10 protein-coding genes are annotated in these 13,725 nt (G+C 47.2%); 2 read left to right on the top strand and 8 right to left on the bottom strand.

What is annotated here, in order from left to right:
• Nucleotides 1-41: 41 nt before the first annotated feature.
• The 5 genes from QMA04_RS05385 to QMA04_RS05365 all read right to left on the bottom strand — a co-directional run bounded on the left by QMA04_RS05385 (nucleotide 42) and on the right by QMA04_RS05365 (nucleotide 9,925).
• Nucleotides 42-941, bottom strand: a complete 900-nt coding sequence (locus QMA04_RS05385) for a fumarylacetoacetate hydrolase family protein (RefSeq protein ID WP_191713853.1) — start codon at nucleotides 939-941, stop codon at nucleotides 42-44.
• Between the two features lie 43 nt (nucleotides 942-984).
• Nucleotides 985-2,163 carry a DUF418 domain-containing protein gene (locus QMA04_RS05380; protein ID WP_290184406.1) on the bottom strand — a complete coding sequence of 393 codons (1,179 nt, stop codon included), beginning with the start codon at nucleotides 2,161-2,163 and terminating at the stop codon, nucleotides 985-987.
• A 10-nt stretch (nucleotides 2,164-2,173) separates the two neighbouring features.
• Nucleotides 2,174-5,782, bottom strand: a complete 3,609-nt coding sequence (gene addA / locus QMA04_RS05375) for a helicase-exonuclease AddAB subunit AddA (protein WP_290184404.1) — start codon at nucleotides 5,780-5,782, stop codon at nucleotides 2,174-2,176.
• Entirely contained in the window at nucleotides 5,760-9,236 is a 3,477-nt protein-coding gene (addB, locus tag QMA04_RS05370; protein ID WP_191713850.1) for a helicase-exonuclease AddAB subunit AddB, read from the bottom strand. Before addB ends, addA begins: the two co-directional genes overlap by 23 nt.
• 77 nt (nucleotides 9,237-9,313) lie before the next feature.
• The gene (locus QMA04_RS05365) at nucleotides 9,314-9,925 is read right to left on the bottom strand and encodes a TVP38/TMEM64 family protein (RefSeq protein WP_238943040.1); all 612 of its coding nucleotides are present in this window, start codon (nucleotides 9,923-9,925) and stop codon (nucleotides 9,314-9,316) included.
• Between the two features lie 157 nt (nucleotides 9,926-10,082).
• On the opposite strand from QMA04_RS05365, the gene QMA04_RS05360 reads away from it, so the two are divergent.
• Both QMA04_RS05360 and QMA04_RS05355 read left to right on the top strand, forming a co-directional pair.
• Nucleotides 10,083-10,775, top strand: coding sequence for an AzlC family ABC transporter permease (locus tag QMA04_RS05360; protein ID WP_191713848.1), 693 nt, complete (start codon nucleotides 10,083-10,085; stop codon nucleotides 10,773-10,775).
• A complete protein-coding gene (locus QMA04_RS05355) occupies nucleotides 10,775-11,080 on the top strand; it encodes an AzlD domain-containing protein (protein ID WP_203339294.1) in 306 nt (101 codons plus the stop codon). The genes QMA04_RS05360 and QMA04_RS05355 overlap by 1 nt, the downstream gene beginning before the upstream one ends.
• Nucleotides 11,081-11,101: 21 nt before the next feature.
• On the opposite strand, the gene QMA04_RS05350 is transcribed toward QMA04_RS05355, so the two are convergent.
• From QMA04_RS05350 to QMA04_RS05340, 3 genes are all read right to left on the bottom strand, one after another.
• Nucleotides 11,102-11,359 carry a CsbA family protein gene (locus QMA04_RS05350; RefSeq protein WP_203339293.1) on the bottom strand — a complete coding sequence of 86 codons (258 nt, stop codon included), beginning with the start codon at nucleotides 11,357-11,359 and terminating at the stop codon, nucleotides 11,102-11,104.
• Between the two features lie 12 nt (nucleotides 11,360-11,371).
• A complete protein-coding gene (locus tag QMA04_RS05345; RefSeq protein WP_203339292.1) occupies nucleotides 11,372-12,523 on the bottom strand; it encodes a PDZ domain-containing protein in 1,152 nt (383 codons plus the stop codon).
• Between the two features lie 90 nt (nucleotides 12,524-12,613).
• On the bottom strand, nucleotides 12,614-13,720 hold the full coding sequence (locus tag QMA04_RS05340) for a trans-sulfuration enzyme family protein (protein WP_290184396.1): 1,107 nt from the start codon (nucleotides 13,718-13,720) through the stop codon (nucleotides 12,614-12,616).
• Nucleotides 13,721-13,725: the final 5 nt, after the last annotated feature.

Below are 13,725 nucleotides of genomic sequence, written 5' to 3'. Positions count from 1 at the left end.
TTCAGTTTATCACAAAGCGGACGATGAAAAGAGCTCTGATCTTATGACAAATGTGTGACGAGGGTACCGATTGATTCGATCGACACCTTGATGGTATCCCCCGCTTTTAGGAACTTCGGCGGATTAAAGCCTTTGCCGACTCCGGCGGGCGTACCCGTCAATAATACATCGCCCGGTTCCAATGCCACGTACTTCGAAATTTCAGCTACCAACTCATCCACGCGGCGGATCATTTTTTCCGTATTGCCGTTTTGGCGCACTTCATCATTTACTTTTGTTACAATTGATAAATTCTGCGCTTGCGGAATTTCATCCTTAGTGACAATATATGGCCCAAGCGGACAGGAATCCGGCAAACTTTTCCCAAGAAAATACTGCTGGTGCTTATCCTGCAGATCCCGCGCGGTCAAGTCATTGGCGATTGTGTAGCCAAATACGTAGTCATAAGCCATTTGCTTCGGTATCTTATGCCCGGCTTTGCCGATGACGACAGCCAGTTCCCCTTCATAATCATAGGAATCGGTTAAATCACTATGCACAGAGACAGTTGCCCCATCCGCTGAGATGGTTGCAGGCGCTTTAGTGAAAACCACTAAATCCACAGGCGCTTCCGCTCCCATTTCTTTTGCATGATCGGCATAGTTTTTGCCGACGCAAAGGATATTTTTTGGTGTTTTCGAAATTGGCGGCAACCATTCAATTTCTGAAAAAGAGTGTTTGAATTCTTCAGAGCGGTCAGATTGGACTGCGGCTTCGGTCAGTTTTCGAATTGCTTCCACAAATTCCATGCCTTGCGGAATTCCTTCAATCAGTGAGGCAGGAAACGCAGGCAGAACCTCCAATTGCTGTTGAATGGCAATCAGGTCCCAAACAGCTTCTTCCTTTTTAACTTTCGGTCCGAATCTTTCTTCCCCTGCATAGCGAAATGATAACAGCTTCATTCGTCAAACACTCCTTTTCTTTGATTGAATCCATTATACACATTCAGAGTTTTGAATTGTTAGTTTTTTCGAATTTATTTCCATATGTCCAATTTCTCCAGATAATTTCAAGTGGTCCTCGCTGGAATTTTTCGAACCAGAGCTCCGCAAAAATCACTTGCCCGATGAATATTCCAAGAGCGATCAAGGTTCCTGTCAGCAAATCCACTTGTCCATAAAGACCGAATCCATAGGAATAGAAAATCAATGTTGCCAGGACAGATTGTGTAATGTAAGTTGTCAGCGACATGCGTCCGACTTTCGCCAACGGAGAAAGCAATTTTTGCAGGAAGGCATTTTGTGCAAGCAAAGCGATCAGCGCTGCATAACCGATGGCTACAAGCGGCCCGCCGAAAATATCCTGCAGATAGACAAAGGCATAATTCGATTCGAAAAGGAAAGGTGCAGACTTTAATAATAAGCCGACTGTCAGCGGCACAATAGCCAACACCAACCATAATTTGCGTTTTTCCTGTGTCCGCTCAATCAGCCGCCATTTTGCTGCAGCTGCTCCGACCATCAAAAATGGCAGAATCGTGGCAATCAGGACAATGTAGTTGACCAGGTTATTGCTGTAAGTCCAATCCGCCAGGCGCTGGCTGAAGATTTCTGCAAAACTGCCAGACTGATAGGATTGGATGGAACTTTCAATTTCCATATATCCGACATACGTGTTCGGATCCACTGCCACTGCCAAAAACATGATGCCGAGCAGCAACAGGTGCGGTACCGTATAGATGACCGCTGCAAAGGCCATCAGCCAGGCGGATGGCAGGCGGATCATACTGATCAGCAGAAGACCCATGATGGCATAGGTGATCAGTATATCGCCGTACCAAATCAAAAACGCATGAATGATGCCGATCAGCAGAAGAATCAATAACCGTTTGACCGCAAGTGGCATGAATGGCCGGTTCCGCGCTTCTGCACGCATGAATTGCATCGCAAGGCCATAACCGAATAGCATCGCAAACAGAGGATAAAAACTGGCTTGAATAAATATATCAATAACCATGTATATTCCTTCGTTCAAACTCCCATTAAACCATTTGTACGGATCAATATACGACAAAGGTGAATGGAAGGCCAACATGTTGATGATTAAAATTCCCAAAAGCGCGAAGCCTCTCATCAAGTCAATCGCTTTTACTCGTTCATTTATTGAAACGGGCTGTAAGTCCAAAATAATCCCCCTAAATATTCACTTCTTGGCTCGCTGCAAACAAATACAGCAACCTTTCTTTGACCGGGATGCGGAGAATCGCTTCTACCGCTTCCTGATAGACAGTCAGCTGGACGCCATATCGCTCAGCCATTTCCATTTTAACATCATTTAAATGTGCTAGCCTGTCTGTTTTGTAATCAAGCAAAACCCAGCCATCCTGTTCCTCGAAAAGGCAATCGACAATCCCTTGTATAATTTGGTGGTCTCCATCAGCGTCCGCTTTGGCATACGTAAAAGGGACTTCCCGTTTAACATGTTTCGCCGAACGGAGACGTTCAGCAGTGTCGCTGGCATAAAACCGTTCGATTTCTTCAACCTTTACGGCTTTTCCTTCATCGGGCGACAATATTTCCATGCCGACCAAATTGTCGATGAACCCCTTGATTTCCGCAGAATCCATTGTGCGGTCCAATGGAATGTGCTGCATGACTGCATGGACGGCAGTACCGATATCAGCAGCCGATAAGCGTTTGTCCATCATAAAATCCGGACGGTGCAAGAGCATCGTTCGTTCAGGTTTTGCGGTTTGGATAAAGGACTCAGGTTCATCCAGACGCTGAAGCATCTGCAGCCGTTTCATTTCAGTGACTGATTGTTTGGAACGCTTTTCAACCGCCCGTTGATGCGGATAACGAAAATCGAAACGTTCGTTGACAAGCTGCTGATAATCTTCATTTACGTCATCGCCTTTCAGCAATTCTTCCAAATTGATTTCTCCTGGAAGCAATGACTGGGACTCGATGATTTCGATGTGGAAGCGGGAAGAATGCGGCAGCACATTGCCATTGATACTCAATAGCTCTGCAGCATCGGGATGTCTGGCCACGGCCGGACCAATCCAGTCCAAATAGCCTTTGGCACGTGAACGCATGAAATCCGGCAGACGGACATCATTGCCGCCGACTTTCCATTTTTCAAAGAGCTTGTCGATTTCTTTGACAGAAGCCGTCAGAAACAGTCGTTCTTTGGCTCGTGTCATCGCTACGTATAACACCCGCATCTCTTCTGCTTTCATCTGCAGCTGCTTCATTTCCTTGACTGCCAGGAACGGCAAGGAAGTGTATTCGATTCTCGTGTCGGGATTGACCGCTTTGACGGCCAATCCATAATCCTGATCGAACAGATACGATTTTCTAAAATCCATTTCATTGAACGACCGTCCAGTACCGGCAAAAAAGACCACCGGAAACTCAAGTCCTTTTGATTTATGGACCGTCATGAGCCGAACAACATTTTCTTTTTCACTGAGTGATTTGGCGGTTCCCAGATCATCGCCCCGCTCGCGCATCCGATCAATGAAGCGCAAGAAGCGGAATAACCCGCGGAAAGAAGTTTTTTCATATTCCAGTGCCCGGTCATGCAGCGCACGCAAGTTTGCCTGCCGCTGCTTGCCGTTGGTCATGGCCCCTGCCATTTCATAATAATTCGTATCCAGGTAAACCTGCCAGATCAACTCCGCAAGCGAACCCCTGCGTGCCTGGTTGCGCCATCCTTCCAGTTGAAGAACAAAGCGCTGCAGTTTATCAGCCGCAGCCCGGTCGATTCCGGTCCCTGCGCGCATAAAGGTTTTTACTGCTTCATAAAACGAGGCGTTTGGCGCAGCCAAACGGATTTCGGCCAATTCATTTTCTTTTAAGCCGATAAACGGTGCCCGCAAAACGGATGCCAACGGAATATCTTGATACGGATTGTCGATGACGCGCAATGTATTGAGCATGATCATCACTTCCAACGCATCAAAATAACCGCCGTTCAGTTCGGCATACAAAGGAATGCCAGCCATTTTGAACTCATCCACAAAATCTCCCGACCACGTCATAGAACGCATGAGGACGACGATGTCCCGATACTCCAATTTCCGCTGCTGCTGTGTCCACGGGTCATGGACGAGCATTTCCTGATCCATCATCTTTTTGATTTTCTTTGCAATGAAACGTGCTTCCCATTGGGATTTCGCCAAGTCTTCATCCGGCGCTTCCTCTTCGGTTTCAGGTTCATGAATCAACGCCAATTCAATCGGAACCTGCTGCTCCGGATAAGGTGCTTTTGCTTTTAAAGCTGCTGCTTCATCGTAGTCAATTTCCCCTACACGTTGTCCCATGATCTGCGAGAAGATGTAATTGGTGCCATCCAGTATCTCTTTGCGGCTTCTGAAATTCGCATTCAAGTCGATGCGCAGTCCCGTGCCTTCCGCATCATGGCTGAACCTGGAATACTTCCCTAAAAAAAGCATGGGTTCTGCAAGGCGGAACCGGTAAATCGATTGTTTGACGTCGCCTACCATGAAGAGGTTTCCATCCAGTTCATTTCCGGACTTCACTAAGTTCAAAATGGTTTCCTGAAGCATATTGGTGTCCTGGTATTCATCGACAAGCACCTCTTTAAAGCGATTTTGGTACTCTTTCGCAATTGCAGACGGTCTCCCCTCATCTGACAGGATTTCCAGCGCATAATGTTCCAAATCCGAGAAGTCAACCAATGCCCGGTCGATTTTCAATGCTTTATAGCGATCGGCGAAAAGCTGTGTCAGTTCCACCAATGTAGCCATCATCGGTGCCATTTCACGCATCTCGTCAAGCAGGCGCTTAGGCGTCCGTGTAAAATACGAATCAAACAGCCCCGTAACGATTTTCTTCACATCGTTGCGCATGCCTTTCGCTTCTTCAGCAACTGCAGGGTCGCAGGAATCCTTTTTGATGCTTGCTGCTTTCTCAAATTTAAACGACTTTGAAAAATTATATAGGCTGTCCCAGGATATCTCCAAAGCGGCAATTGCCGCTTTGATTACTTCTGCATCCGTTTTGAATGTTTCTTCCAACAAAGCAGGTCCATCCGGCTGCAATGCCAATTGCTGACCTTGTTGCGTCAACTGCAGCGCTTCCTCTAGTGCATGACGTATGGTCAGCTTTAAGTCGCCGATAAAAGGCAGTTCATCGATAGTGGCAGTTTCCGGAACCGCATATAAAGCCGGAACCTGCTGAAGCCACTCTTCCGGATCAGGATGCACCCGGGAATAGTCGTAAAGCTTGCTCAACAGGACTTCCATCGCCTGGTCACTGCGATCCGAAGTAAAGCTGTCTGCCAGCCGGTAAACCGCGTCAGCCCCTTCTCCTTCGTAGGATTCCTCCAGAACCGACTCAAGGACATCGTCCCGCAACAGGGCAGCTTCAGTATCTCCTGCAATCCGGAAGCCGGGATCGATTTCCAGCAGATAGGCATACTGTTTCACCACCTGCAGGCAAAAAGAGTGCAGAGTCGAAATCTGCGCTTTATTGATCAGGCGCAATTGCTTTCTCAAATGGGCCGATTCCGGGTTTTCAGCCACCGCTTTTTCCAAGGCTTTGGACATACGATGGCGCATTTCCGCAGCTGATGCGTTAGTGAAAGTTACGACAAGCAATTCATCCACTGATATCGGTTCTTCTTCAGCCAACACTTTTTCAATCATCCGATTGATCAGGACGGCTGTTTTACCCGATCCAGCTGCAGCTGAAACAAGCATATCCTGGCCCTTGGCCCATATCGCCTGCCATTGTTCATCGGTCCATGTGGCATCAGTCGGTTTCTTCGGTATCATCTTCAGCGGTCTCCTTTCTGATCAATTCTACTGCCTTGTCCGGAGACAATGCCGGCAGTTTCCGGTAAGTTTGCGCCGGGTCCGCCGGATCGAATTGGCAGACGGAACGGTAAGAACAGAATTGGCAAGGTGTATCTTCCTTCACTTTATATGGTGTAATGCTTGTATTTCCATCCAATATGCCATTGCCCGCGCTCTGGTGCTTGCCGCGGACATAACGGCGAATTGCCTGCATGTCTTCTTTCATTACGGTTTTCGATTGGGAAGCAGACACAGTGCCGCTCTTATTGAGCCTTACCGGTATGACATTCGAATAACCGTCAATCGCTTCATCCATTGCCTGGATCACTTCCGGATCTTCGACGACCAACCCATTCATCTTAAAGGACTTAGCCATCTCTTCTTCCAGCTCCTCCTCTGTCATCAGCTTCGTCAACTTCAACATGGGGTTGTGCATATGGAAATAAAGCACTCCGGCAGGTTCTGCCTCTTCCCCTAGCCAACGGTCTGAATGTGTCAATGCCACATCCAGATAGGTAAACGTCTGAAGGGACAAGCCATGATAGACATTTCCGAGGTCAAGTCCTTGCTTCGATGATTTGTAATCAACCACGCGCAAATAAGGTTTGCCATGAATTTCAGTCGAATCAATCCGATCGATACGGCCGCGCACATTCATTTTCCGGCCATTTTTCAACGGAATATCCAGCGGCGGAATCGTTTCTTTCGGACCGAACCCAACTTCCAGGGCAACCGGCACGAATCCTGAAACTTTGGCATGCTTGCTGAGCATGAACGCTGTCTGGCGGATAATTCCTTCCAATTTATATTGGATATACCGATAGCGGTGGGAACTGATCAGGATGTGGTTGACGAAATAAGGCGAAAGCTGTTCAATCGCTTCTTTTGCCAAGTCCTGGCATTGTTTCCGAGTCAGTGATGACCAAGATACGCCGAGCCTCATGACTTCATCAGATATCCACTTGATCGCTGCATGGAAAAGGTCCCCCATCGCCGGCGCTGCCAATTTGTACTGGCTGCGCTCTTCCAGACGCAGGCCGTAAGCAACATAATGCGCAAACGGACAGCTATAATAGGTTTCCACACGTGAAACACTGGAAGAAATCGGCGTGCCGTACAACGGTTCAGCAATATCTTGCCGCAGCGGATCTGCAATATTCGGTTTGATCGGTGCTAAAATGCGTTTGATGACCGAAGACCAAAACGGATCGTCTTCGTAATAGTTCAAAACAGCGCGCCATTCGGCAGTTAAGTCACCGCTGCGGATCTGCGAAGTCAAATAAGCCAGGCTTGCACGCGGATGCGAAATATAAGCCATTGGGGACACGTCCAACAGTTCTTCCGGATCGATGACCGCAGGCACCGTGTCGATCGACAGCATATCCTTCAGTTTCTGGATATAAAGCGATGGCAACAGCGCTTTTCCTTCTTCATCTGCAATCGGATAGGAAACTGTCAATACATCCGAAGCTGACGTGAATGCCCGGTAGACCATATACGTTTCATCCATCAGACGCATTTTCGAAGTAGGTGCCAGCTCGAAACCGATCTGGGCAAACCATTCACGGTCCGTATCGGTCAAAATCCCTTCCTGTTCGATGCGTTTCGGCAATACGCCGTCATTGGCTCCGATGACGAATACCGACTTGATATCCATCAGGCGCGCCAAATCGATTTTGGACACTGTCACTTGATCCAAAGATGGCGGGATACGGGAAAACTCCAGCGTTTCAAATCCTTCATCCAGAATTTTGACAGCTGTCGCCAAATCGATTTCTTTGTCTCCGAACATCAGCACAAACTGATCAAGAACCCCCACCCATTGATTCCAGGCCTGTTCATGTTCTGTCGCAGCCAATAAGCGATGCTCATTTTCTTCGCGTTCTTTCAAGTCCTGGATTTTCGCATAAACGTCCATCTTTTCTATGAAAAGAAATAATGCTTCCGCCATGTCTCTGCCAGTTTTGCCTTCTTTCAGCTGCTCTTTTAATTGTGCCAACGGATCCCGAATCAAGTCACGGACTGCATGCAGTTCCATTTGAGCTGCCAATTCTTCGTCTGTTTGGATGGACGTATGAAATTCCAGTCCTCTGTATTTTTTAAAGAACCAACGCTTTTCTTCAAACCAGCGATCCCCGTAAATGCCGTTGGCGATAACGAAGTTCTCCAGCAGATCGCTTCGCTCCCGCCATTTCGTTGCAGGACCACGCGGAAAGAATAAATCCGTTTTGACCGCACGGAAAACCGACTCATAGGAGTAATTGGAGACAGCCGATTCAAGGACCGAGCGGCTGAACTCAATCAAGGGATGATGCAGCATCGACTTTTTCTGGCTGATGAAATAGGGAATATCATATTGCGGAAAAATCGTATTGATCAATTCATCATAGATTTCCGGCTGGCGGTACAGAATGGCGATTTCGTTATAGCGCATCCCTTTTCTGGCTTGGTCTCTGATATTCCGTGCCACGGCATGAATTTCTGCTCTTCTGTTTGAGGACTCCACCAAAGACACATGGCCTTGCCCTTGCATTGTCTGAATCGGGTAATCATCAAAATGGCGTTCGATATGCTCCAGTTCCGGATGCGTAAATCTGCGCGGAGCATCCAAATGCACCGGCTGGTCAATTTCGATGCCGTCTTTTGCAGCTTGTTCACTGAGCCGGCGTGCCGTGTTGGCAGACTGATAGAAAAGGGCCTGCTCGTCGTTGGGATCTGTCCGGTCATCCATCGGCAAGGCAATCGTCACCGATTTGGCATGCCTCATCAATTCAAACAGAATTTCATATTCTCTTGCAGTGAATGTGACAAATCCATCGATATAGACGGTCGCTGATTTAATCAGCTCGGAATAAGGGATTTTTTCGCTCAGCAAAGCCAGGTGCCCTTCAGAATCCACAAAGACTTTGCCCAGGCGGCTTTCGATTTCAGTTAAAATCAGCTCCAGGTCTTCGGCCTTGTCGAGCAAGGTTCTGGGCGCCCCTGCTTCTGTTAGGGATGAACGAATGGAACTCAATTCTCCACAGTCCACACAATAGCGGGCGAATTCTTTCACCAACTGCTCGATTTGATCCGTAAAGCCCCGTTTTCCAGCCGCTCTACGGAATAATTGAAAGTCGTCCCGATGTTCTTCCAGCAAGCTTCGGATCAGCATCCGGTAACCAAAGGTATCAACTTCTTTTCTGCTGATGCCGCCGACTTCCTGCAGCACGCGCCAGGCCAGCCGTTTAAAAGTGACTGCCTGGGCACGGATCATGCCATTCATGCCATAGGCGGCAGAAAGGCGATACTCGGTAGAAAACGACATCTGGTCAGGCACGATGAGAAAAATCGGTTCTCCATCGGCTTGGCGCTGCAGTTCTTCCACAATTTCTTCCTGTAGATAACGAGTTTTCCCCGCTCCTGCTCGGCCGTATACAATGCGTAAAGACACATGATCACTCCTCAATTAAGAACGTTTGTTCTAATTATACGACTAACTGAATTTGATTGCCAATTATAGAAAAGCTTTTATGGTTGGCGCTTTTTACGTTCTTCGCTTGCCAAACGGAAATCCGCTTCGACTTTTTTGTGCAGCCTTTTCTCAAGAATTTTTCCGATGATGTAAAGGAGGACGATCACCAAGATGACAATGGCCGTTCGAATGGGTTGTGTAAACAAAGCCCGCAGGTCATAACCGACATATGAAATCGTAAAGACCATGACGAACTTGCCTGCCATGACCGTCAATAAATAATAATGCTTGCGGATATTGGACAAACCCGCTACGAGATTGACCAATGCTGAAGGTGTAAAAGGCAGGCACAACAGCAGGAACAGCGGGCCGAACCCATTTCGCTCCACCCAGTGGATCAATTTCTGCACTTTTTCATGCCTTGTCATAAAATTCATAAACCGGGCACGGCCATACTTGCGGATTACTAAAAATACTGCATATGCTCCTACTACAGAGCCGCTCCAGGACAGCAAAAAGCCGACCCACAGTCCATAAGCCGTAGCATTCGCAAAGACGAAAACGAACAATGGCAAAAAGGGCAGAAAGGCTTCAAAGAACGGCAATAAAAAACCAATGATTGGACCGAAAGCCCGGTAGGATTGTGTTAATTCAACAATATTCTCCATGGAAAAAAAATCCGACATAAGCTCAGTCCTTTAAACTACCTATTTTTTAGAAATGGTCTGCAAAATTTTAAAGATTATATGATATGCTATTATAATTACTTTACACTCTTTCAAGAGGTTTGGAAAAGGAAATACTTAACCACAAGGAGCGAGAAAAATGAATGGTCGTGAGTTCTCGTCCGGGCTGAAGGCTGGAACGAGCATAGCCGTCGGTTATTTTCCGATAGCATTAACCTTTGGTTTATTGGCAAAAACCACTGGACTATCACTGATTGAAGCTGTAGCGATGAGCATTTTCGTTTATGCAGGTGCTGCACAATACATATCCCTGTCACTCATCACTGCGGGAGTAGCACCAGCAGTCATCGTCTTAAATACGTTCATCGTCAACATACGCCACTTTCTTATGACGGCTGCACTCAATGAAAAGATGCAGCCGGATGACCGCTGGAAAAAAGCGCTTTATGCTTTTGGAATTACAGACGAATCCTTTTCAGTACTGGCTACACAAAAAGGCAATAAATTAAGCACGGCTTTTGCTGTAGGTGTCATTGTCATCGCTTACGGAAGCTGGGTCATTTTCACAGCAATCGGCCATTTGATCGGAGCCAACCTGCCTCAATTTCTCCAAGCTTCCATGTCGATTGCGCTGTACGCCATGTTTGTCGGCCTTTTAGTGCCTTCAATGCGCGGCAATCGAAAAGTGGTCAGCCTTGCCCTTATTGCCGGGGCAGTCAATTCCTTATTTTATTTTACAGAATGGCTGTCTACCGGTTGGGCTATCATGGTCTCGACTTTGGCGTCCGCCATTTTCATTGAATGGATTTCCCGGAAAGGAGTGGCACACTAATGGGCTCATGGTACTGGTGGATGATACTTGGCATGGCAGTGGTGACCTATATCCCACGCGCCATTCCACTTACTTTTTTGGAAGGCAAGGAACTGCCTCAAACCCTTCAGAATGTCTTGCGCAATATCCCTTATGCTGTTTTAGGTGCTTTGATTTTCCCGGCGATCTTTTTTATTCAGGAAAATATTTGGTATGGCGTAATCGGCGCTATCGCCGCATTCGGCATCGCTTTCACCGGAGCTAACGTCATGATTGTGGTCCTCGGTTCGATTGCCGTACTGGCAGTTTTAAGTTTAATCATTTAAATCTATATAACAAAAAAGCCGTTACTCATTTTCATGAGCTTCGGCTTTTTTTCTGCGGTTGAACATATTTGTGGAATACCAGAATCCTGCGGTTAAAGAAGCCGCATTGGCAATGAACAACAGCCATGTATGGGTATAACCCGCATAAACAGCTGCCGCCATAAGCGCCACAGTCAAAATCAATGCAACAATGTGGTTGAACGTGACTCTCGTAAACAAAATGACGAGCAGCCCAGGCACCAGCAGAGACAAGAAAAATTTCGTTACCATTGATTCCATTAGATTAGCTCCTTAATTGACCACTAATAACCCCAGGCGATGATGGTCGTGCCGGAAAATAACATGCTGGCGCAAACGGACTTCCAGGTTATGGTCCAGCACTTCCAGACGGCAATGCGCCGCGTTGACTTGAATTGCTTCATAAAGCTCTGATTCATTCGCAATAGCGATGCCGTTTACTTTGCGGATCACTTCGCCGCGCAGCAAGCCCATTTTGTCAGCGGGAGAATCCGGCAAAACATCGACGATCATGACGCCTTGGGATTGGGGAGTTACAGCGTAATTGCCGCTGCGTTCTTTCATTGCAAAACGGACAGCAATGGCGATGCGGCCGATTACTCCAGCTGCCAATGCGACAACTGCCAGCGGCTGCCACAACAAGGCAGCTAATCCGACCACTACAATGCCGATCCCCAAAGTGGACACCGCTTTAGCGACCTGCGGATATAGATACACCGGCAAGGTGCGCTGTGACCGCCCTTGGAATCCAAAGATGAACGGGAACAAAATCAGCGAAAAGCTGGATTCCCCGATCGGCAATTGAGGCCAATAAGGTGCATACGATTCAATCAACGAACCTGGCACCACCAATAAGATCGGCAGCAGCCACAAACGTTTAGAAATGTAAGCAGCAGCCTTGAGGCCACGCCCAGATTTGTGCAAACGTGGAGAAGCAGCGTCCGCTGCCGCTTTGCCGATCATTTTGCCTTCTGCAAATACTAATGCACCTGCAATCAAGACAACCGGGATGAGCCATTCGTAGGAAAAAGCCACTCCTTCAAATTTGAAAAATCCGAAATTCAAAGTCCACTCATTCGCGCTGAACAACCAACTTAAACCTACAGCTGCTGCAGCCAAATAAATGAATGAGCCTGCCTGATAAAAAGTCGTAGCCATCAACACAATGGAGACGATGCTCAAGGCAATCAGCCAATCCATCGGTACAACCAGCCCTATTCCTGCAAACAGTACAGAAAAGACTAAAGCGTACAGCCAACCATCTTTAATGAGCCGTTTAAATTCTGTCAGGCCATATACGATACGGATCCTGAAAATTTTTCTTTCTTTTTTAACTCTGTAATATCCCAATAACACTGCAGCAAGCAATGCTATGTAAAAAACCGGATTCACAAAAAATCTGCCAATAGCTACTATTAAATCCATTATCACTGTTCTTACACCATCCTATCACCGGCAATTGACTTTAGTTATTATTGTACCAAAGAAAACCGGCTTTCTGCACTTCTTTTTCAGTTAAACAAAAGCCGCACCCAATTGTTCCAATATATCGTCGGTGCCTTCAATTCCAGCAGACAGCCGAATCACTTGGCGAGTCACGCCAATTTTCTCTTTTTCTTCTGCAGACAACGCGCGGTGCGATGTTCCGTAAGGATATGACACTGTCGTTTCTACGCCTGCCAAAGTCGGCACGATTTTTATCCAGCCGAGTGAAGAAAAGAATTTCGACACATCGACAGTTTCAGGCAATTCGAAGGATACGATGGCGCCTACTCCTGGATGCCAGACACGTGCCTTGTCTTCCAGAAAAGCTGCAATTGCTATGGCATTTTCGGTTTGCGTCTTCATTCGCAACGCCAGCGTTTTGATTCCCCGGATTGTCAACCAGGCTTCAAAAGGGCTTAAGTTCAAACCTAAATTCACCACACGTTTTTCAGCGATGCCAATCAGATCTGCATCCCCTACCAAAACGCCCGCTGTGACATCACTGTGGCCTCCGAGATACTTTGTCGCACTGTGAGCGACCAAATCAGCACCAAGGGCATAAGGCGTCATTGTATAAGGCGTAGCGAAGGTGTTGTCAATCATTAGCCGGACACCATAATGCCGTTTCAGTTGGTTTAGCGCTTCGATATCTTCCAGGCGCAAAAATGGATTGGTGATCGATTCACTGAAAATCAGCTTGACTTCAGGAAAATCGATTAAAATCTGTTCGATTTCGCTGATGTTCGAAAAATCGGCAAAATGAACCTGAATTCCCATCAACACCAGTTCTTCTTTCAATAGATGAAAAGTTCCCCCGTATACATCCTGAGCTGCCAGGATATGGTCTCCGGTTTTCACCACCGACAAGATCCCCGCCAGTATAGCCGAAGTCCCAGAAGATGCCGAAACGCCTTTTGGAGCCCCTTCCAGATCCGCTACAGTCTGGCCGAGTGCATCGGTATTCGGATTGGCTGTACGCGAGTACAGATAGGTGCCATTGCCTTCATAATAACCTTCAAGCTCTTCCAAAGAGGAAAACGAAAAAGCGGAAGTCTGGTATAGCGGCATAACTTTTGATTGGATGGTACGTTCTTTCATTGTTGCAGTGTGTACGGATTTCGTTTCAAGTGAGGTCATGAGTC

Source organism: Planococcus sp. APC 3900 (genome assembly GCF_030407735.1).
Classification (GTDB): domain Bacteria; phylum Bacillota; class Bacilli; order Bacillales_A; family Planococcaceae; genus Planococcus; species Planococcus notacanthi.
Note: the sequence above shows the minus strand (reverse complement) of the source record. Positions and strands in the feature narration are given on the sequence as shown.

Coding starts and splice junctions, on each gene's coding strand:
- QMA04_RS05385 (WP_191713853.1), bottom strand. CDS start 941: ATGAAGCTGTTATCATTTCGCTATGCAGGGGAAGAAAGATTCGGACCG.
- addA (WP_290184404.1), bottom strand. CDS start 5,782: ATGATACCGAAGAAACCGACTGATGCCACATGGACCGATGAACAATGG.
- QMA04_RS05365 (WP_238943040.1), bottom strand. CDS start 9,925: ATGGAGAATATTGTTGAATTAACACAATCCTACCGGGCTTTCGGTCCA.
- QMA04_RS05360 (WP_191713848.1), top strand. CDS start 10,083: ATGAATGGTCGTGAGTTCTCGTCCGGGCTGAAGGCTGGAACGAGCATA.
- QMA04_RS05355 (WP_203339294.1), top strand. CDS start 10,775: ATGGGCTCATGGTACTGGTGGATGATACTTGGCATGGCAGTGGTGACC.
- QMA04_RS05350 (WP_203339293.1), bottom strand. CDS start 11,359: ATGGAATCAATGGTAACGAAATTTTTCTTGTCTCTGCTGGTGCCTGGG.
- QMA04_RS05345 (WP_203339292.1), bottom strand. CDS start 12,523: ATGGATTTAATAGTAGCTATTGGCAGATTTTTTGTGAATCCGGTTTTT.
- QMA04_RS05340 (WP_290184396.1), bottom strand. CDS start 13,720: ATGACCTCACTTGAAACGAAATCCGTACACACTGCAACAATGAAAGAA.